Genomic DNA, 19,178 nt, shown 5'->3' with positions numbered 1-19,178 from the left:
GCGGACTCGGACGATCAGCGAGCTCCGCGTCCTCGACGTCCTGGCCTGGATGCAGGGCAAAGGGTAGCCGCGCCCCGCCAAACCAACGGCGCGTCGTCAAGTCTCAGATACCTGTCACTAGTGTCGCCACCAGAGGGGTTCGTCGATCACGTCGTCCGGCGTTCCTCTTGTCGTCTGATTTCTTCGCGCACTCGGGCGGTTACTGTCGTGAGCGCGTCGGTCGCGAGGCCGTTGTCGTTCAACTTGAAGGCGTGATGTGCCAGGTTGTGGCGCGGGCCGGTGCCATCCTCGTTTCGGTCGGGATCGGACTGAACCTCGATCAACCCGTACTTGTTCAACATCGAGTTCGTCTCGTATACACCGAGAGCGAGGTCGTAGACGGTGAGGCGCTGGTGGGCGTCAATCGTGAGGGGAAACTCGTCTATCGGTGTCGACGACTCCAGAAGGTCCATCTCGGATCGGAGCATCAACCACATGGCGATCTCGCGCTTATTGAGGGTGTGAAGCCATCCGTTGAGGAAGAACCCGACGGGGATGTCGACGGTCTTATCGTTCGTGCCCGGTTGCCTGTACTTCGCGGAATCTCCTACCCAGGTGCCGACCTCGTTCCGCAGACGCACATCGTTGAATCGGCCCGGACTGCCAGGCGCATTCGGAAGTTCGATCATTCCGATGCCCTTGGCAGTGAGGAGCTGCAACGCGGTCGCGATCTGCTCACGCCGATTGCTCTCGCGGGAGGACGCCTGTGGGGCGCCTTTGACTGGGGGCGAGTGCGTGGCCGGGATGGCGATGAGGTCCTTCAGCCCGTACGGCTCCTCCCTGAACGGCCCCACTCCCCGCTCGACTGGGATCTGCACACGGCCATCGGCTCCAAGGACGGGCTTCGAGCCTGTCTGGATGAGGAACAGCAGCGTGAGCGCCACACGTAGCCCCTCGCCACGCGGCCTCGCCACGAGGAGAGCCAACGGCGGCGGGGCGGGGAGCTTTGTTTTCGGCCGGTCGCGAAGGTCGATCTTTCTCAGCTGGGTCTTGGTGAGCGCCGGGACGCGCCTTAGAAACCCTGGACGAACACGTATGACCGCCGGTTGGGGACCTTCGGAGTACCAGTTGCTCAGGTTTTCACGTACTCGTTCGTCGACGGATCGATCGTCCCGCTCGATTTCTGCCAGACGCTCAAGTACGCCCAGGCGCTCCTCCCACGGCTTACGTGGACGCTTCTTCGGGGTTGATCCTGCCGCTTTGCTCGGCGCGTTTTGATCGGTCCTCTTAACCTTCACCGTCTTCCTTGTCTTTCTCTTTCCGTTCGTCTCCGAAAGGGTATTTTTCGTAGGACATTTCAAAACGCTCCGCCACCAGGGTACACGCGCCTCGACAGGTGAGGGGGTTTCGCTTTCTATGGACGTCACGGCCCCACCGGCGACGCTCGCCGAGTCAGGGGGTGGGAAGGAGGAAGCGATGACCACGCGACGAAAGAACCGGCGGAATGAGCCGCTCAAGCTGTTCACGATAATCGTGATGCTCGTGCGGTTGATCATCGACTTGATGTCGATGAACGACCTCTGACGAGGTGGTCACCCGTCCGCCGACCGGCGGGCGGATGACCACTACGACTTGGAATTCTCGAACAACCGAGGCGTCGTTGCAGCGACGACCTCCTTACCGGACGTTACCTGCGGGAGTCGGGCGTGTCTGCCCGGCTCCCGCAGGTCGTTCCACTCAAGTTGTCAGTTCAGGTCCCCGCAGGGAGTCCATCGACCTGCTTCCACCCGGTCTAGACTCCGGGGTCGTGTTACAGCCGAAGCCAGGACTCTCCCCTGCGAGGCGGAAGATCCGACCGCCGGGCGGTGACCTCTACCGATCCGAGCTACCTCGGACGTCAGAAGTCCTCCCACTCGGCCCTCGGTTCGCCGAGGACGTTGTGGTGGGTTTGAAAGGGGCACTGATCTGCGGCGTTTCTGGTGGTGCAATCGTGCGAGTCCACCCCTCCACCAGCGAGCTGGAAACCATCGCGGACACCGGTGGTCGGCCGCTGGGTCTGGAGGTGTGCGCCGACGGGCGGCTGATCGTGTGCGATGCGCACAAGGGGCTGCTGCGGGTGGATCAGTTCACGGGCGCGGTCGAAACGTTGGTCGACGAGGTCGATGGCGTTCGGCTGCGGTTCTGCTCGAACGCCACCGCCGGCCCGGACGGCACGGTGTGGTTCACCGAGTCGACTAATCGGTTCGACTTCGAGCACTACATGGGTGCGCTCCTGGAGCACCGGCCGTCGGGGCGGCTCTTCCGCCGCGACCCGGACGGGACCGTGACGACGGTCCTCGATGGCCTCTACTTCCCCAACGGGGTTGCCCTCGCACCAGACCGGCGTTCGTTGCTGTTCACCGAGACGGGTAACTACAGCCTGTCCCGGTTGTGGTTGGCCGGGCCCCGTCAGGGCGAGGTCGAGGTGCTGCTGTCGAACATGCACGGGTTCCCCGACAATATGTCGCGGTTCGCCGACGGCCGATCGTGGATCGCGATGACCAACCCCCGCAACGCTGTGCTCGACCGGTCAGCGACCTGGCCCGGTTTCATACGGTCGGCGATCTGGCAGCTGCCGGACATCATGCGCCCAAATCCGGAAACCATCGTGTGGGCGGTGTGCGTCGACCCCGACGGCCGGGTGGTTGATGAGGTCCGCGGTGTGCATCCGTCGTTCGACACCGCGACTGGCGCAGTCGAACACGACGGCAGGCTGTACCTGGCGAGCGTGTGGCAGGACTCGCTGTTGTCGATCGACCTCCGCGACAGAGACTCGTATGATCTGGCGAATTGCGCCGATCGTGCAAACGCTCTGTGGCGCAACGAAGCCGATATTCGGTGACGCAGATTCGGAGCGCTGATCGAGCAAGCTGGTGAGCTTCGATGAGTAGTTACGAGGAGCGGTTCGAGGCCGGGATCGCCCACCTGCACCGCTACGTCGCCGCACACGGTTCGAGCTCTCCCCCTCGCGGCGCGAGGATCGACGGGTTCCCGATCGACGTGTGGGTGGCCAGCAGGCGCACCGACTACCGCCGGGGTCGGTTGTCGGCCGAGCGGATCCGCCGCATCGAGAGCGAGTTCCCGGACTGGCAGTGGAGTGTGCGCGACGCACAGTTCGACGTCGGGTTGGCGCATCTTCGCCGCTACGTCGCCTCCCATGGGACGAGCCGCGTGGGCTTCGACGAGGTGGTCGACGGATTCCCGTTGGGGCAGTGGGCGCGGGATCGTCGCGCCGACTACCGCACGGGCCGGCTGTCGGCCGAACGGATTGAGCTGTTCGAGCGCGAGTTTCCCGATTGGCAGTGGACCCCACAGGCGACAAAGTTCGCCGCGGCGTTCGAGATCGGGCTCGAGCACCTGCACCGGTATGTCGCCGCGCACGGCACCGCCAACGCCCGCCGGCGCGATGTGATCGACGGATTCCCGATCGGCACCTGGGTGCAGAGCCGCCGTACCGACTACCGCACAGGCCGGTTGTCGGCCGAACGGATCCGCTGCATCGAGGCCGAGTTCCCGGACTGGCAGTGGACCATCCGAACCAGCTCGACTCAGGACACGATCGGTGAGCTGTGATGGGGGCTGTTGAGGACCGACGGTTCGAGGTCGGGATCGCCCACCTGCACCGCTACGTCGCCGCACACGGTTCGAGCTCTCCCCCTCGCGGCGCGAGGATCGACGGGTTCCCGATCGACGTGTGGGTGGCCAGCAGGCGCACCGACTACCGCAAGGGCCAGCTGTCGGCCGAGCGGATCGAACGGCTCGAGACCGAGTTCCCGGACTGGCGGTGGAGTGTGCGCGACGCGCAGTTCGACGTCGGGTTGGCGCATCTGCGCCGCTACGTCGCCACCCATGGGACGAGCCTCGTGGGTCAGCACGAGGTGGTCGACGGATTCGCTCTCGGGCAGTGGGTGACGAACCGTCGCGCCGACTACCGCAAAGGCCGGCTACGTGCGGACCGGATCGCGTTGTTCGAGCGCGAGTTTCCCGATTGGCAGTGGTCGCCGCAGGCCGCGTCGTCCGCGGCCGCGTTCGAGGCCGGCATCGCGCATCTGCACCGGTATGCCGCCGCGCACGGCACCAGCAACGCCCGCCACCGGGCGGTGATCGACGGGTTCGCGATCGGACAGTGGGTCGCCAACCGGCGCGCCGACTACCGTAAAGGTCAGCTCGCCACCGAGCGGATCCGCCGCATCGAGACAGAGTTTCCCGACTGGCAGTGGACAGTCCGAGACCCCACCTGATCGACGGCGTCGGAGGCAACGGATTCAAAACCCGTCCAGTGTCAGTTCGAGTCTGACCGAGGGCACCACGACCGAAACGGGACAGAAACGACAGAGAGCGGTAACGCTGTCCGAGTGGGTTGCTATAGGTAGCTGACGCTCACTGACGGTTCGGCGCTGCACTGCCCGGACATGTCGCCTCTCCGTGAAAGGCCCTACCGCCCGATGGCTCTGCCCCGCCCCCCTCATTCCCTCTCCCCTGCGCAGTCCGCTTCCCGCCGCACGATGTCGACGCGACTGCTGCTGGGTGGCAGCGCCTCGGCGTTGGCCCTGGCGTTGGGAGCGTGTGGGACCACCGACACCTCCGAGAAGATCGCTGCCACCTCTACCCTGCCGACGACCACCTCGACATCGCAGGTTGAGGTGACGCTGCCGACCGCAACACCGGTGGTCACGGTGTCCTCCGGGCCCGAAGCCACCGAGGCTCTGACGACCTTGAACACCCTCGCGGTGAAGGGCCGAGCCCCCAAGACCGGCTATGACCGGGCCCTGTTCGGTCAAGCCTGGACCGATGACGTGAATGTCGACAGCGGCCGCAACGGGTGCGACACCCGCAACGACATCCTGCGCCGCGACCTCACCAACATCGCCCTCAAACCCGGCTCGAACGGCTGCGCCGTGCAGTCCGGGACACTGGCCGACCCCTACACCGGCACCACCATTCCGTTCGTGCGTGGCCAGCAGACTTCCTCGGCGGTGCAGATCGACCACGTCGTCGCTCTCTCCGATGCGTGGCAGAAGGGCGCACAGCAGCTCTCCCCCGCTCAGCGGGCCGACTTCGCCAACGATCCGCGCAACCTGCAAGCCACCGACGGCCCCACCAACCAGCAGAAGGGCGACGGCGACGCCGCGACCTGGCTGCCACCGAACCGCTCCTACCGCTGCACCTACGTGGCCCGTCAGGTCGAGGTGAAAGCGGCGTACCAGCTGTGGGTGACCCAGGCCGAGAAAGACGCCATCACCCGCGTCCTCGGTGGCTGCGGTGCCGCGGTGCCGACATCGTCGACGCGGCAGGTCCCCAACACCCGGACCTCCACCGCGACACCGATCCCGGAACCGACCTACACCCCGCCGACGACGACCTACACCCCGCCACCGGCGGCCGAGGTGCCCTCGTCGGTCTACTACTCCAACTGTTCCGAAGTCCGCGCCGCGGGCGCAGATCCGATCTACGCCGGCCAGCCCGGTTACAGCAGCAAACTCGACCGCGACGGCGACGGCGTCGCCTGCGAATAGCGCTGACTGGCAGCGGCACCCGCCACATCCAAGAGGAGAATTCGTAAGTGAGCAATGCCCCGAAAAACAAGTCCCGCTACGTCTGGTGGGGTGCCCTGGTGGGTTTCGTGCTCGGCGGCACTCTGGCCGTCGTCTCGCTGCTGGCGGATGCGGGTCAGGTCTACGACGAGGCGGGAGATACCACGGTCGAGCAGAGCAGCTTCACCGTTGGCCTGGCCATCGGCTCGTTCCTGATTGCCCTCGTGGTCGCTGCGATCGGAGCCCTGATTGGCCTGCTCATCGGCCTCCTCAAGCGCCGCCGTTACGAGGCACAGGCAATGGTGGTCTCCCAGGACAACCACCGGCCCTCGCTGCGCAAGGAACCCTGATCTCATCGACCCCCGGGCGCGACACCATCGCGGCGGTGGTCTCTTGCAACGATCCTCAACGACGGTGGTGTCAACCCTTTCGGATCGTCGTGACGGCGGTCTAGGCTGCGGTCGCGGCACCCTCCCTGGGTGTCGCGACACCTGTCGTCGAGAGCTCTCAAGGAGTGGTCATGGCTGGAATCGCAGACAAGTTCGACAAGGCATACGAAGACAAGTCGCTGGCCGAGCTGGCCGATGCGCCTGTCGCGGCGCTGCAAGGCGTCAGCGACGGCGACGCCGAAAAGCTCCAGGCGGCGTTCAACATCAAGACCGTGCGGGACCTGGGCACCAACAAGTTCTTCCTCTGGGCTCAGGCGGTCGCCAAGCTCGCCGAGTAGACCCCTTGGCCGCGGAATACTGCGGCCGCGGCCGCAGTTGAACGGTGCGACGGTGACGGGCTCACTGCCCCGGGCCTCACCCCATTCGCCGCTGCGAGCGGCCACTCGCCGAGAGGCGCACTGACCGGCACCGTCCAGCTACACACTGAAGCCGTCAACCCCATCCACGGGTTGGCGGCTTCAGTCGTTCACCCACGGCGCTAGAGGAAGGTGCAGCCACCGTGCCTGGTATGTCACCGATGCTCGCGACGCCCGGTCCCCCTCCATCAGGTTCGGGCTGGTCGTGGGAGATGAAGTGGGATGGCCAGCGATGCCTCGCCCGGGTCGCTGACGACGCGGTCCAGCTGCTCAGCCGCAACCGCAGCCCGATCACCTCGACCTATCCCGAAATCGCGGCGGCATTGCCGATCGCGGCCGGCGGTCGTGACCTCGTGGTCGATGGCGAGATCGTGGCTCTCGACGCCGCGGGCAGGCCGTCGTTCTCGCGTCTGCAACGACGCATGCACACCCCGCGGCCGGGACGGCGACTACTCACCGAGGTCCCGGCAGCGTTCTACCTGTTCGACGTCCTGGAGCTCGACGGCGCCGATGTCGCACCACTGCCCTACCTCGAGCGTCGCGGACTGCTCGACAGCGCGCTCACCAACACCGGGGCGGTGCAGGTCACCCCGTACTGGCCTGACAGTTCGGCAGAACCGATGCTGGAGCTCGCAACGACGTTCGGCTTGGAGGGGGTGGTCGCCAAGCGAGCGACGTCGAGGTATCTGCGCGGGCAGCGATCCCCGTCGTGGGTGAAGGTTCCGTTGCGTCTGAGCGCGGAAGTGATCGTATGCGGGTGGACAGGCGGCCCGACGATGGTGCGATCGCTGCTACTGGGCGGCTATCGTCCCTCGGGCGAGCTGATCTACCTCGGCGAGGTAGGGACCGGATTCACCCAGCAGGACCGGGGCGAGATCGCCGACCAACTCGCCGCGGTGGCCCACCCGAACCATCCATTCACCGCGGCACACTCCCCCACAAGGATCAGGAACGTGCGGTGGGTGCGGCCGGTCCTGGTCGGCACCATCGAGTACCGAGAAATCACCCGCCGTCTGCGACATCCCTCGTGGAAGGGCTTTCGCTCCGACAAAACCCCGGATGAAGTGATCTGGCCCGAACTCGACGATCAATCCTGACTGCCCCCACCTCGCCCCTCCCCGGCGGGACGCGCAACCACGACGATTCCGTGGCAACCGACCCGTTGCGGGAGTGCGGCAGCCGCCGTAGCGGAGTCAGCTCGCCCGTTGGGCTACGAAAGTTGGTCGACATGTCCGCCGACCTCGGCGGCGTACGCCTGAGCTTCGGTGGCTTCGTCGTCGGTGTAGACCCGAACATCGGCGGGCCGCCCGGGCGGACGCACGATCAACGTCAGCTCCGCCATGACGACGCGGCCCCGTTTGGGCGCGACGCGATTCGTAGGGCCGACCCCGTCGTTGCTCTCGGTCATTGTTCTGCTGGGTCCTCTCGCGGTTGCAAGGCCTCTGGCGGCACCCACATTGTGATCGTGGCTGACGAGACGTGGTTGGCGCTCTCGACCGGCATCTGACAAATCCCGCGCCACAACCCATTCGAGGTTTGGAGCCACGCTAAAAGCAGCGCGGGCATGGTCGGCTCGATCCGGGCTCCCGGTGCGCGGACTCGCAGTGACACTCCCCCGCCGGCCGCATAGGAGCGGCCGCACGAGGGGTCCGCGATCGCCATGTCGACCACAACAGGCCTCGGCGTTCACTCAGGGTTCGTCGCGACAAGTAGCCCGGCCCAGGAGCCCGCGGCACCCCTGATATGGGTCTCGGTCGCGAAGACGTAGCGCCAGGTGCCGAACTGTCCGTCGTCGCGGACCGAGCGGGCCCACTGCTCAGCGGCCTCGCGCTTCCGTAATCGGTTCGCTTCTTCAGCCACCTCTCCTGCACCTAAAGCTAGGCGGGCTCGGAAGTGTTCGAGTGACGCTATACTCATGCCGCGATTCGTTCACGCACGGCTACTAATCGGGGGTAGGTATGGAACTATTCACCACGGGAACAGGTAGAGCACGGAGACTATTGGTGGGGTTGGCGCTGAGTATTCCCCTGCTGTTAGGTGGCGCTACTTTTGTTCCCTCGCCCGCCTCGGCGAGCACCCCCATGGATTGCAAACCTGTCGGTGTCACTAAAAAGGTCGACGGGTCGGTGTGGGCGGTGGAGAACTGCGGCGGTGGGATCATCTCGTACAGAATCGGGTGACCGGCTCATGGTTGAACGCGTTCGAATCGCCGCTGAAGTATCGGCTATCGACTACGCAGCCCGGTTTGGGTACGCCGGCCGCACGCTGGGGAATTACCTCGCCGAGTTTGGCGGGCACGATGGGTACGTTGAGGACCCATACGGCACCCGGCAGTGGGTGTCCCTGCGGGCGTTCGACGGTGCGGATCCTGACCTGTTCCTCAAGATCATGTTCATCGTTCCGGAAATCCCTGGCGACGACTTCCCAGCTCTCTATAGCGATGCGGTGATCTTGAAAGAGTATGTGCTGCCCGAGGGCACCGTCGTCCCACGGTAGTTCGTGCACAACGCCTAGTCGGGGTTCATTCTCGAGAGGCTCATCGATCCGCCCTACTAAACCCGGATGGCCGTTCCCGCGCCAAGCCGATGGAGACCGGATGTTCCTCACCACCAGCCCGCCGATGCGGCGGGCGGAAGGAACTGTGGTGCCACTTCTGCGATCCCGTTCAACGCGTCTTGGACTCGCTGATGCAGGGCGACGCCCTCGGCCCGCCAGTGCGCGGGGTCGACGCTCTCGCCTGCCCAGGCATCGTTCCATGTGCGAAGATCATCAGCCAATGCCTGTTCCAGGCCGAGATTCTCCGGCTCCGCGGGATAGTTGTCGGTGAAAGTTTCCCACAGGGGGCCGCCCACCCACTCGGGGAACATGCGAATCACGCGCAGTCCGTCGGGCAGAACGACCGGTTGCGAGTGCTGAGATCGGGCCGCCAGGTAGCGCAGCTGCATGTCGGTGCGTGCACGCCACTGCGTATAGGAGCTCGCAGCGATGCGGTAGTCATAACCGTGCAACCACGTCAGAGTCGCGCCCGCTGAGGCTGTGTCAACGGTGGCTAGCGACCACAGAGCGCCCTGATCGGTGAAGTAGTAGTCGGCATCGTCGATGATATCGGTGACATCGCAACCCCAGTAGTCGGTGATCTCCAGACGGTACTGCGATCCTTCAAAGACGAAGCCGAACAGCCGAAACCGCGCTTCGGCACCGTCCCAGTGCGCGCGGTACTCGTTAACCTCATCGTTCTTCATACGCGAACACGCTACTGAGTGCGCCCGCAGCGCCCGTCGACCGACCGAGCACCGGATCGGCGAATGTTCCACTGCCAGTCGGGGAACTCGGACTCGAGTTGCGCGATCCGCTCTGCGGGCAAGACACCGCGGCGGTAGTCGGAGCGGCGCGTGTTGACCCACCGCCCTTTCGGAAATCCGTCGATGACGTCTTGCTGGCGTGGATTGCTCGTGCCGTGCACGGCGACGTACCGATGTAGATGGGCGATACCCTCATCGAATCGGTTGGTCACGGTCACCTAGTGTGCCTGTCGCCGCGGACCGTCGGTCGACCATCCACCCGGCAATCTCACCCTCGACCATCGAGGGGGTCGCGGCGGCATTGCCTCCGGTAGCTAGCTGTCATCCAGAATGGGATCTATACTGGGATCGAGAGGTGATGACCATGACAGCAGCACATCCTCGGCCGGATTTGGCCGCCTACGCCGAAGCGGCACGTATGTCACAGCCCGAACTCGTGGCTGCGTTGCGCGATCTGCTCGGCGCGAAGCTCGTGGCCTACCTGGGTCGGGTGAGCGAGACCCGTGCGGTGCGGCAGTGGGCGGAGGGCACCCGCACCATCGCCAACCCCGACGACGTTGAACGGCTCCGGATTGCCTACCGCGCCGCCCGCCTGATCACCGAACGCGACACCCCCGCCGTCGCCCAAGCGTGGTTCCAGGGCCTCAACCCGGTCCTCGACGACCGGGCGCCGGCGTTGCTGCTGCGCGACGGCGAGCTCGCTGACGTCGGCCCCCAGGTACTCAACGCTGCCCGCCAGTTCGCCGCGGTGGGATGAACCAACCCCGCACGTCGACGATCGACACCCCGCACGGCCCGATCACCACCAGCATCCGGACCGCCACCCCCATCTATCGGGTCGGGTACGCGCCGAGTCCGTGGGAGTGGACGCCGTGGGAGTACGCCACCGACGGCCGCTTCGCCGGCCGCTGGGACGACCCCGACGGGGTGTGGCGCACCCTGTACTGCGCCGACACTCCCCTGGCCTGCTACCTCGAAGTCCTCGCGTTCGCCCGACCCAGCCCGCAACTGATCGCCGAGCTCGACGACATCGTCGTCAACGACGAAGACGAGCAGGACTATCCCACGCTGCCGCCCGGGCACGTCCCGCGATCGTGGTGCGAGGCACGGATGCTCGGCCACGCCACCCTGACTGGACGGTTCGCTGTGCCCGCCGACCCGGACAGCCTGGCCACCCTGCGGACGGTGTTTCGGCCGCTCGCGATCCGCTATGGGCTCGATGACCTCGACACCGCGGCGTTGCGGGACGGTCGGCCCCGGGGGCTCACCCAGGCCATCTCCCGCTGGATCTACGCCCTCACCGACCACGAACATGCAGCAGTCGACGGGATCGAGTTCGACTCCCGCCACGGCGACCGGTTGCGCATGTGGGCGCTCTACGAGCGCGCCGCCGACCCCGACATCAGCCCCCTCATCAACGTTGTAGACCACTGCCCCATTGACGCCGCGGATCCACAACTGGCCCGCGCCCTGACACTTCTCGGACTCGAGTGGACCCCCGCCTAGACCGGTCTGAAACAGACTGTGCCGCAATGTCAAGCGAGCATGAGTCTCGCTCGACCAGCCGTGATGGTGCCTACGATCGTCTCTTCGAGTCCGGGATAGCCCACCTGCACCGGTACGTCGCCGTGCATGGTTCCAGCTCGCCGCCCCGCGGCGCGACGATTGGCGGGTTTCTCATCGGGAGCTGGGTCGACAGTCGGCGCACCGAGTACCGGCGGGGCGTTATGCCGGCGGACCGGATCGCGCGCATCGAGACCGAGTTCCCCGACTGGGTGTGGAATGTGCGTGACGCGATGTTCGATGGTGGCGTGGCCCACCTGCACCGCTTCGTCGCCGTCCACGGCACCAGCAACGCCGGAGAGGGCGATGTGGTCGACGGGTTCGAGATCGGCACCTGGGTGGCGTCCCGTCGCGCTGACTACCGCCGCGGACGATTGGCGGCAGAGCGGATCGCGCGTCTCGAGTCCGAATTTCCAGACTGGCAGTGGCTGCCTCAGGACGCGGCCTTCGCGTCCGCGTTCGAGACCGGACTGTCCCATCTCCACCGCTACGTCGCCGCCCATGGCACCAGCAACGCCCGTCGGCGAGATGTGATCGACGGGTTCCCGCTCGGCACGTGGGTCCAAAGCCGTCGCGCCGACTACCGCAGAGGCCGGTTGTCGGCGGAGCGGATCCGCCGCATCGAAACCGAGTTCCCCGACTGGCGGTGGACGGTACGACCCGCCGCCACGAACAGGCGGCGGTGACACCGTGCCCAGCGAGCACAGCTCCACCGCTGGCCGCCGACGTGCGGACAATCGGCGGTTCGACGCCGGCATCGCACACCTGCACCGCTACGTCGCCGCGCATGGATCGAGTTCGCCGCCCCGCCACGCAACGATCGACGACTTCCCGATCGGCGCCTGGGTCGACAGCCGACGCACCGACTACCGGCTGGACCGGCTATCGCCCGAGCGGATCCGCCGCATCGAAACCGACTTCCCCGACTGGCAGTGGAACGTGCTCGACGCCGCCTTCGCGGACGGGATCGCACACCTGCACCGCTACGCCGCCACCCACGGCACCAGCAACCCACGCCAGCACGACGTCATCGACGGCTTCCCGATCGGCCAGTGGGCGGCGAACCGACGCGCCGACTACCGTCGGGGCCGACTACCCGCTGACCGAATCGCGCTCTTCGACAACGAATTCCCCGACTGGCAATGGAACCCCCAGGACACCGCATCCACCGCCGCCTTCGAGGCCGGCGTCACGCATTTGCACGCCTATCGTGCCGTCCACGGCACCAGCAAACCACGTCAACGCGATGTGATCGACGGCTTCGCCATCGGCCAGTGGGCCGCCAAACCGCCGCGCCGACTACCGTCGGGGCCGACTGTCGGCCGAGCGGATCCGCCGCATCGAAGCCGAGTTCCCCGACTGGCGGTGGACCGTGCGCACCGCACCCGACCACAGGAAGAACACAGGCGCCTGAGGCAACGGATTCAAAACCCGTGCAGTGTCAGTCCGAGTGCGGACCGAAGGCACCAATGCGAACGCGAGACAGGATTGTCCGATTTCGTAACGATGTCCGAGTGCGCTGCTATAGGTAGTTGACATTCGATCGGCCCAGCTGCGGGCCGGTCGCTCTTCTGTGAAAGGCTCTCCCGGTCAATGCCTACGCCCCCCGTCCCCCCTGCCGTGTCCTCGAAAGAGCCGACGGCCGCCACACCACCTCGCAGGACTCGATCCCGGGTTCTGATCAGCAGCTGCGCAGCTGCGCTGGCTCTGACGTTGGGGGCGTGCGGGACAACCGGGACGACTACCGAACGTGTCGCTGACACCTCGACCCTGCCGGAAGCAACGACGACGTCGGCCGCGGCGACATCGGAGGTGTCGCTGCCCACGGCGACACCGGTGGTCACGGTGTCGGCGGCACCGGCCGCAAACCGCGCCCTGGCAACGCTGGACACCCTCGCGGTGAAAGGTCGTGCACCCAAGACCGGGTATGACCGGGATCTGTTCGGGCAAGCCTGGACCGATGACGTGACCGTCGAGGGCGGCCGCAACGGCTGCGACACCCGCAACGACATCCTGCGCCGCGACCTCATCAACATCGCCCTCAAACCCGGCTCGAACGGTTGCGCTGTGCAGTCCGGAACGTTGGCCGACCCCTACGCCGGCACCACCATTCCGTTCGTGCGTGGACAGCAGACTTCCTCGGCGGTGCAGATCGACCACGTCGTCGCGTTGTCGGATGCGTGGCAGAAGGGCGCACAGCAGCTCTCCCCCGCTCAGCGGGCCGACTTCGCCAACGATCCGCGCAACCTGCAAGCCACCGACGGTCCCACCAACCAGCAGAAGGGCGACGGCGACGCCGCGACCTGGCTACCGCCGAACCGCTCCTACCGCTGCACCTACGTCGCCCGTCAGGTAGAGGTCAAAGCCGCCTACCAGCTGTGGGTGACCCAGGCCGAGAAGGACGCCATCACCCGCGTCCTGACCAGTTGCGGCGCCGCCGTGCCGACACCGACAACCCGCCAGATCCCCAACACCCGGACCTCGACCGCGACACCGATCCCGGAACCGACCTACACCCCGCCGACGGCCGAAGCACCGTCATCGGTCTACTACGCCAACTGCTCCGCAGTCCGCGCCGCGGGCGCAGACCCGATCTACGCCGGCCAACCCGGCTCCAGCAGCAAACTCGACCGCGACGGCGACGGCGTCGCCTGCGAATAGCGCAGCGATCTCTTGTACCGTCACCGAAGACCTGGCAGTCGCTGTCTCGTATTGCCAACGAACTGAGGAAATGACCGTGGACGATCATCACCGATCAGCACCGGGTACCGGAAATCCGCCGTACCGATCTGACGACACGTACGCATCGAACTCCGGGCGCTCACCAGCTCGGCACAACGCCATCGTCCTCAGTGCCGTCGGTGCCGTCACCGCAGCCCTCCTGCTGACCGTAATCCTTGCGATAGCAAACGACGGCAACACTTCGAGCACCACAAGTGCGAGCGAATCCGCGACTCTCGACCCACGTGACCAGTCGATCTACGACGACGGTTATCGAGTCGGATTGTTGGATGGGAAAGAGTACGCTGCCCTCCCCAGTGATTTGAAGGAGCAGTGGCCAGATCCGACCGAGTCATGCAACGGCATGACCCAGGCAACGCCCGGGATGAGGCCGTCGGCGGTCCAAGTCGACCTGTACGACTACGATGACCTGCAATTATGGATCACGGGCTGCGTCGACGGCTACGAGGCGGCACAGTGAGTACAACGCTGCAGATTGCGGGCATCTAGCCGCTGGCAACCCACCCGTTCAGGGAGGGCGGCAGCGCCGCGTAGCGCAGTTCGGGTTTCTGTCGTCGTTGGGCTACGAGAGGTGATCTACTCGTCCGCCAACCTCGTGGGCGTATGCCTGGGCTTCGGCCGCTTCGCCGTCGGTGTAAACCCGAAAGTCGGCGGGTCGGCCGGGCGGTCGCACGATCAACGTCAGCTCCGACATCGTGACGCGCCCCCGTTTGGGCGCGACGCGATTCGTGGGGACCACCCCGGCATCGTTGTTCTCGGTCACTGCTCTGCGTCCTCTCGCGGTTGCAGTGCCTCGGGCGGCACCCACAGGGTGATGACGGCCGACGAGACGTGGTTGGCGCTTTCGACCGGCATCTGACAAATACCGCGCCACAGACCATTTGAAGTTTGCAGCCAGGCCATAAGAAGCGCGGGCATAGTCGGCTCGATGCGTGCGCCGGACGCGCGGACTCGCAGTGACACTCCCCCGCCGGCGGCATACGAGCCTCCGCAGGACGGGTCGGCGATCGCCATGTCGATCAGCACGGGCCGAGGCGGGTCGAACACGCGGAGTGTTCGAGTGTCGGGCCAGTGGTCGAACATGCCCGTAGTCTAACCCGGACTCGAATGGATGTTCGACGGCGGTGTAGTCTGCTCGAGTGGCGGGGGTGTGACCGGATTGGGAAGTCCGGGACCGTACGCGCCCCCGCACACTCCTATCGCTCGCCTGGGCGTGGGCATCAACGATCCGACCGGCTGGTGCGTTCCGGTGACGCAATTCGAGTCGACGCCCGGCGGGGACGGATCAGCTCTCATAGAGACGTCACCTCACTGTCCGATCCTATGAAACTCACTATCTCGCAGAGTGTTTGAGATTGCGATCTGCTATAGGGTGAGTGGGTTCGCAACAGCGCGAACGCTGATCGGGGAGATTCGTTTATGAAGGTTGCAAATCGTCGTATCGGAGCAGTGCTCGGGACATTGGCCGGGGCGGTGTTGGTGTCAGGACTGGTGACAACGGAGGCGTCAGCGGCGTACCCGAAGGGTTGGAGCGATTCGACGCCGTGCTCGGCGAATGTTGCTGTGGGGTCGGTCGTTCCGATCACCGACCCCGGAAACCACACGACGTCGCCGTCGCCGTGGGTCAAGGCCAGCGCCCACCAGCTGGGGTATGCCACCGGGTACCAGTCGTTCGTCGTGTCGTTCACCACGGCGAAGGTCACGAAGGTGAGCCCGTGCCAGGGCGGTTACCAGACCGTCAGCAAGATCTACGACAGTGGCACCATGACCACCACGAACCGTGTCGACTGGTCACATAGCGGCGGAGTGTCGCCGAATGTCCTGAACAGCCGGACCGACCCAGTCACGTTCTCGCAGTTGACCTGCTACAACAACTGGTGCGCACCCACCGGCATGGTGCAGTAACCAACACATGACAACACTGCGCCCCGCTCACCGAACACGGTGGGCGGGGCGCAGTCTCTTTGTCGAGTAGTCAGCGGACGTAGTTCAGACTGAATTGCCAGCCGCCGGATGCCTTGGTGCATGCGGAAACCGACAGGTTGGCGCTGGGGTAGGGCGCGAGCTTGCCCTGGGCGCGCAGCGCGTCGGCCTGTCGCCTCTCGGCGGCCTTGCGGGACGCGTCCTGGTTGATCTTGGCTTGGCGCAGCTGTTCGCAGCTCGACTGGCTCGGCGTGCTGTAGATGTCGGCGTGTGCCGGGGCTGCGGCGATGCCGCCGGCCAGCGCGGATGCGCCGATCCCGAGAGCGATAGCTCCTGCCACTCCTGCTGCGCGGACTGTGGTCGTGATCGTCACGAGGATGCTCCTTTGATCGAAGTGCGTTGGTCAGCGTGCCGACAATTCCAGCGGCTCAGAGATGTGTCAGGGCAGGCTGAACGATCCGGCCTCGGGAACCTGGGGTACCGGTTCGCCGAGAACGAATGCGCCGCCGGGTAGCGGCGCCTGGTCGTCGCTGTCGCCGCCATCGGGCGACCCGGCCGGCGGACCGGCGGGCACCATCTCGGTGATGGTGGTGTTGTAGGTCGTGCTTCCCCCACCGTCGGCGGGCGGATCGGTCGGGTCAGTGGGATCGGTGGGGTCGGTCGGGTCGGTGGGCACCGTGGTGGTGGTGTCGACGGTGTTGCGGTCGACGACCACACTCGGTTGCGGTCCCGCGGGGGCGCCCATGCTGGCACCACCGGCGACGATCGCTGCGGCGATCACACCGGCACCCAGCACTGCGGGCACGCCGAAACGCAGCCAGGTCCGCACCGCTGAACTCGCCGCGGTGTCGTCCGGGAGTCGGTGACGCCCAGGCATTGTCGAGCTCTCAGTCATCGCCGCCTACACCTTCCAGGCGGGACCGTAGGTGACGATCTCGGACTGACCGGCGCTGGTACGGACGGTCATCTTGGTGTACTGGCGGATGGTGACCGGGCCGACGGCGGCTTTGACGATCATCTGAACACCGGCGAAGTCGGCGTAGGCCAGCGGCTGGTTCATCGCACCCTTGACCAGCGGCACGGTCTTGATGCCACCGTGTTCGACGGTGAACGCGAAAGTCTGGGCGGGGATGACCTGCACGGTGGTGTTGACGTTGCCGTCCAGCGGCACCGGGTCATCGACCTTGGGGGCGCGGATGTTGATCTGACCGCCGACCGACAGGCTCGGGGTGGTCATGGTGATGCTGACCCCGGAGGCGGCGAAGCTCACCGGGTAGCCCACCTGGTAGCCCGACTCGAAAGTGGCGCCCTGAATGAGCGTGCCACGCGGACCCTTGATGGTGGCCTTGGTCTTGCCGCCGAGGAACACATCTCGGCTCATCGGCGAGGAATCCAGCGGCTGATAGGTGCGCATATGCAATTGACGCTGCTCCGCGGCAAGGTAGATACCGTCCTGGGTCTTGTGGTAGCGCGAGCTACCGACCGCATTCGCGGTGCCCTGGGCACCTACCGAGAGTGCGAGGATGAGAGCTAATGCCCCCATCAGAATACGAATGGTCCGTCGCCGGATCATGAAAGGTCTCCCCTGGTCTTTTCGATGCTCACGCATGTTCGGGAGTCCGAAGAGACGGCTAAGAAAGACGGGCGCGTTAGACGCTGCCCGATTCCCCGCGCTGGTGACAGTGGATTCCCCGAAATACGCTGCACCGTGCTGATTTTGTGATGAAAGGTAGCACAGCTAGACGACACCGCAGGCGTCGCGTTACGAGTGAGGTGTAGGTCACGCTCTGGTGCATCGGAAGCGAGCCCCGGCGCATGTCGTCTGATCGGACGACATACGCCGGGGCCGTTGGTGATCGGTCAGAAGTACCAGTCGACGATCGTGCCGAGCACGCTGCCCTGGAACTTGATTTGCGGCGACGCCAGAGCGTTGCCCCAGGCCAGCGGCAGACTCGTTCCGCGTTTGCCAGCACCGAACTCCGACCAGCGCTGCGGACCGGGGTCCACACCCGAGGGGTTGGTGAAGTGCAGCGCCGAGGCGTGCACAGGCGTGGCGTCAGATCGTGCCTGGTAAGAGTAGGTCACGGTGTAGTTGTTCGGGTTACCTGCGCGCGAGCAGGAGCCCGTACTGACCGGTCCCCAGCTCCCGCCGGGTGGGGCATAACCGCTGCCGCCGCAGCCGGCGACCTGGTGCTTGTAGCCGTCGAACACAGGCAGGACCGGCGCCGCCGACGCCATGGCCACCCCTGGAACCGTAAGGGCGACACCGGCAACTGTAAGGGTCGTGATGCCGCGGGTGAGGTTTGTGCTGAGTTTGTCGAACACTGACATGCTTCCTCTCACAGAACAGCTGAAGGATGATGCACTGTTCAGGGGCGCACCGTGATCCCCCGATCGGTGCTGAAATACCCGCGCTCATCGGGTGCGGGTGGTGACCTCCTTTCATCCGTCGAGCCGGCACACTCGCGGATGGTCCTGGTAGAGCTTGACCAGCCCGGTTTGTGTTCCAGCTTCTGTCTTTCCGGCAGCCGTGACGGTGCCGGTGGCTTGTACGCGTACCTCGGTGCGGGTGCGCTCGGACAGGTCCACTGCGGTGATGGCGACCGGATTGGCGCGCATCACTGTGAGCGTCGCGGCTCGCTCGCCGGGTGGGCTCTGTTGCAGTCGTAGTGTCGCGGAGTAGATGTCGTCGCAGGACAATGCGAGCATTGCGTCGATGTCACCGGCGTTGCGGGCCTGGTAGTAGGAGCGCACCGTGTCGCGTACAGCGTCGTCATCAACGATCGACGGCGTAGTGGCACACGCCGTGGTGGTGCTGACGACGACGGCGGCTGCAAGCACGAGCGTGGCCGCCGAGCGTCGGAGCAATCGAGCCGAGGGTTGCTGGTGGGTGTGCTGCACTGTGAAAGGTCCTCTCGCACCGCACTACTTGGGTGTTACGCGGAGGATTCGGCTCACCTCGGGCCATCGGTCCGGCACTTCATGCCCGCGCCGGACAATGGGTGTCCCTCGGGTTGGAAGAGGCCCCCGCACCTTCCTGCGGGACTCAGTACCGCGGTCCCGCCGCAAAGCTACTAAATCCATTCACGCTGACGCACCTGCTGTCGACCGATCGGTGGAAGGGCACAGAGTCATCTCATCGTGTCGTAGTGGTGCCGGTGAAGTGCCGGATCGGACAGGGGTCCCACACTTTGTGCCATGGTGCGGATGTGGCTGTCTGGCTCGTCTTTTCGGTGACGGTCCGGTGTTAGAGTCGGCGGGCTCTGGTCGTTTGCGGTATCGGTCATCGCG

27 protein-coding genes are annotated in these 19,178 nt (G+C 65.6%); 15 read left to right on the top strand and 12 right to left on the bottom strand.

Annotation, left to right across the window (positions count from 1 at the left end; all coding sequences use genetic code 11):
- Positions 1-146: 146 nt before the first annotated feature.
- A complete protein-coding gene (locus ACFW3F_RS17530) occupies positions 147-1,406 on the bottom strand; it encodes a hypothetical protein (RefSeq protein ID WP_388059561.1) in 1,260 nt (419 codons plus the stop codon).
- A gap of 191 nt (positions 1,407-1,597) precedes the next feature.
- On the opposite strand from ACFW3F_RS17530, the gene ACFW3F_RS17525 reads away from it, so the two are divergent.
- From ACFW3F_RS17525 to ligD, 7 genes are all read left to right on the top strand, one after another.
- Positions 1,598-2,860 carry an SMP-30/gluconolactonase/LRE family protein gene (locus tag ACFW3F_RS17525; RefSeq protein WP_388059559.1) on the top strand — a complete coding sequence of 421 codons (1,263 nt, stop codon included), beginning with the start codon at positions 1,598-1,600 and terminating at the stop codon, positions 2,858-2,860.
- Between the two features lie 41 nt (positions 2,861-2,901).
- Complete coding sequence (locus ACFW3F_RS17520; RefSeq protein WP_388059557.1) at positions 2,902-3,591, top strand: helicase associated domain-containing protein; 690 nt, start codon at positions 2,902-2,904, stop codon at positions 3,589-3,591.
- Positions 3,591-4,259, top strand: a complete 669-nt coding sequence (locus ACFW3F_RS17515) for a helicase associated domain-containing protein (protein WP_388059555.1) — start codon at positions 3,591-3,593, stop codon at positions 4,257-4,259. The genes ACFW3F_RS17520 and ACFW3F_RS17515 overlap by 1 nt, the downstream gene beginning before the upstream one ends.
- A gap of 264 nt (positions 4,260-4,523) precedes the next feature.
- Positions 4,524-5,534, top strand: coding sequence for a DUF1524 domain-containing protein (locus tag ACFW3F_RS17510; protein ID WP_388059553.1), 1,011 nt, complete (start codon positions 4,524-4,526; stop codon positions 5,532-5,534).
- Between the two features lie 47 nt (positions 5,535-5,581).
- Complete coding sequence (locus tag ACFW3F_RS17505) at positions 5,582-5,902, top strand: hypothetical protein (RefSeq protein WP_388059551.1); 321 nt, start codon at positions 5,582-5,584, stop codon at positions 5,900-5,902.
- A gap of 170 nt (positions 5,903-6,072) precedes the next feature.
- Positions 6,073-6,279 carry a hypothetical protein gene (locus ACFW3F_RS17500; protein WP_044508856.1) on the top strand — a complete coding sequence of 69 codons (207 nt, stop codon included), beginning with the start codon at positions 6,073-6,075 and terminating at the stop codon, positions 6,277-6,279.
- Positions 6,280-6,509: 230 nt separating this feature from the next.
- The gene (ligD, locus tag ACFW3F_RS17495; RefSeq protein WP_388059548.1) at positions 6,510-7,454 is read left to right on the top strand and encodes a non-homologous end-joining DNA ligase; all 945 of its coding nucleotides are present in this window, start codon (positions 6,510-6,512) and stop codon (positions 7,452-7,454) included.
- Between the two features lie 113 nt (positions 7,455-7,567).
- On the opposite strand, the gene ACFW3F_RS17490 is transcribed toward ligD, so the two are convergent.
- Both ACFW3F_RS17490 and ACFW3F_RS17485 read right to left on the bottom strand, forming a co-directional pair.
- Positions 7,568-7,765 carry a hypothetical protein gene (locus ACFW3F_RS17490; protein ID WP_388059546.1) on the bottom strand — a complete coding sequence of 66 codons (198 nt, stop codon included), beginning with the start codon at positions 7,763-7,765 and terminating at the stop codon, positions 7,568-7,570.
- Between the two features lie 278 nt (positions 7,766-8,043).
- Complete coding sequence (locus ACFW3F_RS17485) at positions 8,044-8,217, bottom strand: hypothetical protein (protein WP_388059545.1); 174 nt, start codon at positions 8,215-8,217, stop codon at positions 8,044-8,046.
- 327 nt (positions 8,218-8,544) lie between these two features.
- On the opposite strand from ACFW3F_RS17485, the gene ACFW3F_RS17480 reads away from it, so the two are divergent.
- Positions 8,545-8,853, top strand: a complete 309-nt coding sequence (locus ACFW3F_RS17480; RefSeq protein WP_388059543.1) for a hypothetical protein — start codon at positions 8,545-8,547, stop codon at positions 8,851-8,853.
- A gap of 107 nt (positions 8,854-8,960) precedes the next feature.
- Here the strand turns inward: ACFW3F_RS17480 and ACFW3F_RS17475 are convergent, their stop codons facing one another.
- Both ACFW3F_RS17475 and ACFW3F_RS17470 read right to left on the bottom strand, forming a co-directional pair.
- Entirely contained in the window at positions 8,961-9,599 is a 639-nt protein-coding gene (locus ACFW3F_RS17475; RefSeq protein ID WP_388059541.1) for a hypothetical protein, read from the bottom strand.
- An 11-nt stretch (positions 9,600-9,610) separates the two neighbouring features.
- Positions 9,611-9,871, bottom strand: a complete 261-nt coding sequence (locus ACFW3F_RS17470; RefSeq protein ID WP_388059539.1) for a helicase associated domain-containing protein — start codon at positions 9,869-9,871, stop codon at positions 9,611-9,613.
- A gap of 152 nt (positions 9,872-10,023) precedes the next feature.
- Here ACFW3F_RS17470 and ACFW3F_RS17465 point away from each other — a divergent pair, with 152 nt between their 5' ends.
- The 6 genes from ACFW3F_RS17465 to ACFW3F_RS17440 all read left to right on the top strand — a co-directional run bounded on the left by ACFW3F_RS17465 (position 10,024) and on the right by ACFW3F_RS17440 (position 14,424).
- Positions 10,024-10,416: a hypothetical protein gene (locus ACFW3F_RS17465; protein WP_058253264.1), complete on the top strand. Its 393-nt coding sequence runs from the start codon at positions 10,024-10,026 to the stop codon at positions 10,414-10,416.
- Positions 10,413-11,165 carry an RES domain-containing protein gene (locus ACFW3F_RS17460; protein ID WP_388059537.1) on the top strand — a complete coding sequence of 251 codons (753 nt, stop codon included), beginning with the start codon at positions 10,413-10,415 and terminating at the stop codon, positions 11,163-11,165. Before ACFW3F_RS17465 ends, ACFW3F_RS17460 begins: the two co-directional genes overlap by 4 nt.
- A gap of 26 nt (positions 11,166-11,191) precedes the next feature.
- Positions 11,192-11,908, top strand: a complete 717-nt coding sequence (locus ACFW3F_RS17455) for a helicase associated domain-containing protein (protein ID WP_388059535.1) — start codon at positions 11,192-11,194, stop codon at positions 11,906-11,908.
- Between the two features lie 4 nt (positions 11,909-11,912).
- On the top strand, positions 11,913-12,758 hold the full coding sequence (locus ACFW3F_RS17450) for a helicase associated domain-containing protein (RefSeq protein WP_388059534.1): 846 nt from the start codon (positions 11,913-11,915) through the stop codon (positions 12,756-12,758).
- A gap of 57 nt (positions 12,759-12,815) precedes the next feature.
- Positions 12,816-13,883 (top strand): DUF1524 domain-containing protein, encoded by a 1,068-nt coding sequence (locus tag ACFW3F_RS17445; protein WP_388059532.1) that lies wholly within the window; start codon positions 12,816-12,818, stop codon positions 13,881-13,883.
- Positions 13,884-13,953: 70 nt separating this feature from the next.
- Positions 13,954-14,424, top strand: coding sequence for a hypothetical protein (locus tag ACFW3F_RS17440; protein WP_388059530.1), 471 nt, complete (start codon positions 13,954-13,956; stop codon positions 14,422-14,424).
- A 102-nt stretch (positions 14,425-14,526) separates the two neighbouring features.
- On the opposite strand, the gene ACFW3F_RS17435 is transcribed toward ACFW3F_RS17440, so the two are convergent.
- Both ACFW3F_RS17435 and ACFW3F_RS17430 read right to left on the bottom strand, forming a co-directional pair.
- Positions 14,527-14,727 (bottom strand): hypothetical protein, encoded by a 201-nt coding sequence (locus ACFW3F_RS17435; protein WP_388059528.1) that lies wholly within the window; start codon positions 14,725-14,727, stop codon positions 14,527-14,529.
- Positions 14,724-15,047 (bottom strand): hypothetical protein, encoded by a 324-nt coding sequence (locus ACFW3F_RS17430; RefSeq protein ID WP_388059526.1) that lies wholly within the window; start codon positions 15,045-15,047, stop codon positions 14,724-14,726. Before ACFW3F_RS17430 ends, ACFW3F_RS17435 begins: the two co-directional genes overlap by 4 nt.
- A 336-nt stretch (positions 15,048-15,383) precedes the next feature.
- Between ACFW3F_RS17430 and ACFW3F_RS17425 the strand changes: the two genes are divergently transcribed.
- Positions 15,384-15,869: a hypothetical protein gene (locus ACFW3F_RS17425; protein WP_388059524.1), complete on the top strand. Its 486-nt coding sequence runs from the start codon at positions 15,384-15,386 to the stop codon at positions 15,867-15,869.
- Positions 15,870-15,939: 70 nt separating this feature from the next.
- Here the strand turns inward: ACFW3F_RS17425 and ACFW3F_RS17420 are convergent, their stop codons facing one another.
- The 5 genes from ACFW3F_RS17420 to ACFW3F_RS17400 form a co-directional block, all read right to left on the bottom strand.
- Positions 15,940-16,260, bottom strand: a complete 321-nt coding sequence (locus ACFW3F_RS17420) for a hypothetical protein (protein ID WP_388059522.1) — start codon at positions 16,258-16,260, stop codon at positions 15,940-15,942.
- Positions 16,261-16,326: 66 nt separating this feature from the next.
- Complete coding sequence (locus ACFW3F_RS17415) at positions 16,327-16,782, bottom strand: hypothetical protein (RefSeq protein ID WP_388059520.1); 456 nt, start codon at positions 16,780-16,782, stop codon at positions 16,327-16,329.
- Positions 16,783-16,788: 6 nt separating this feature from the next.
- On the bottom strand, positions 16,789-17,430 hold the full coding sequence (locus ACFW3F_RS17410) for an MspA family porin (protein ID WP_388059518.1): 642 nt from the start codon (positions 17,428-17,430) through the stop codon (positions 16,789-16,791).
- Between the two features lie 317 nt (positions 17,431-17,747).
- Positions 17,748-18,218 (bottom strand): hypothetical protein, encoded by a 471-nt coding sequence (locus ACFW3F_RS17405; RefSeq protein ID WP_388059516.1) that lies wholly within the window; start codon positions 18,216-18,218, stop codon positions 17,748-17,750.
- 111 nt (positions 18,219-18,329) lie between these two features.
- On the bottom strand, positions 18,330-18,788 hold the full coding sequence (locus ACFW3F_RS17400) for a hypothetical protein (RefSeq protein WP_388059514.1): 459 nt from the start codon (positions 18,786-18,788) through the stop codon (positions 18,330-18,332).
- Between the last annotated feature and the right edge of the window lie 390 nt (positions 18,789-19,178).

It is taken from the genome of Gordonia sp. NPDC058843 (assembly GCF_042743165.1).
Lineage (GTDB): Bacteria > Actinomycetota > Actinomycetes > Mycobacteriales > Mycobacteriaceae > Gordonia.
This window is presented reverse-complemented; position numbering and strand designations above follow the sequence as displayed.

Excerpts from the sequence above, each read along its gene's own strand:
- ACFW3F_RS17525 (WP_388059559.1), top strand. The coding sequence starts at position 1,598 with ATGACCACTACGACTTGGAATTCTCGAACAACCGAGGCGTCGTTGCAG.
- ACFW3F_RS17520 (WP_388059557.1), top strand. The coding sequence starts at position 2,902 with ATGAGTAGTTACGAGGAGCGGTTCGAGGCCGGGATCGCCCACCTGCAC.
- ACFW3F_RS17515 (WP_388059555.1), top strand. The coding sequence starts at position 3,591 with ATGGGGGCTGTTGAGGACCGACGGTTCGAGGTCGGGATCGCCCACCTG.
- ACFW3F_RS17510 (WP_388059553.1), top strand. The coding sequence starts at position 4,524 with ATGTCGACGCGACTGCTGCTGGGTGGCAGCGCCTCGGCGTTGGCCCTG.
- ACFW3F_RS17500 (WP_044508856.1), top strand. The coding sequence starts at position 6,073 with ATGGCTGGAATCGCAGACAAGTTCGACAAGGCATACGAAGACAAGTCG.
- ligD (WP_388059548.1), top strand. The coding sequence starts at position 6,510 with ATGTCACCGATGCTCGCGACGCCCGGTCCCCCTCCATCAGGTTCGGGC.
- ACFW3F_RS17490 (WP_388059546.1), bottom strand. The coding sequence starts at position 7,765 with ATGACCGAGAGCAACGACGGGGTCGGCCCTACGAATCGCGTCGCGCCC.
- ACFW3F_RS17480 (WP_388059543.1), top strand. The coding sequence starts at position 8,545 with ATGGTTGAACGCGTTCGAATCGCCGCTGAAGTATCGGCTATCGACTAC.
- ACFW3F_RS17475 (WP_388059541.1), bottom strand. The coding sequence starts at position 9,599 with ATGAAGAACGATGAGGTTAACGAGTACCGCGCGCACTGGGACGGTGCC.
- ACFW3F_RS17465 (WP_058253264.1), top strand. The coding sequence starts at position 10,024 with ATGACAGCAGCACATCCTCGGCCGGATTTGGCCGCCTACGCCGAAGCG.
- ACFW3F_RS17460 (WP_388059537.1), top strand. The coding sequence starts at position 10,413 with ATGAACCAACCCCGCACGTCGACGATCGACACCCCGCACGGCCCGATC.
- ACFW3F_RS17455 (WP_388059535.1), top strand. The coding sequence starts at position 11,192 with ATGTCAAGCGAGCATGAGTCTCGCTCGACCAGCCGTGATGGTGCCTAC.
- ACFW3F_RS17445 (WP_388059532.1), top strand. The coding sequence starts at position 12,816 with ATGCCTACGCCCCCCGTCCCCCCTGCCGTGTCCTCGAAAGAGCCGACG.
- ACFW3F_RS17440 (WP_388059530.1), top strand. The coding sequence starts at position 13,954 with ATGACCGTGGACGATCATCACCGATCAGCACCGGGTACCGGAAATCCG.
- ACFW3F_RS17430 (WP_388059526.1), bottom strand. The coding sequence starts at position 15,047 with ATGTTCGACCACTGGCCCGACACTCGAACACTCCGCGTGTTCGACCCG.
- ACFW3F_RS17425 (WP_388059524.1), top strand. The coding sequence starts at position 15,384 with ATGAAGGTTGCAAATCGTCGTATCGGAGCAGTGCTCGGGACATTGGCC.
- ACFW3F_RS17415 (WP_388059520.1), bottom strand. The coding sequence starts at position 16,782 with ATGACTGAGAGCTCGACAATGCCTGGGCGTCACCGACTCCCGGACGAC.
- ACFW3F_RS17410 (WP_388059518.1), bottom strand. The coding sequence starts at position 17,430 with ATGGGGGCATTAGCTCTCATCCTCGCACTCTCGGTAGGTGCCCAGGGC.
- ACFW3F_RS17405 (WP_388059516.1), bottom strand. The coding sequence starts at position 18,218 with ATGTCAGTGTTCGACAAACTCAGCACAAACCTCACCCGCGGCATCACG.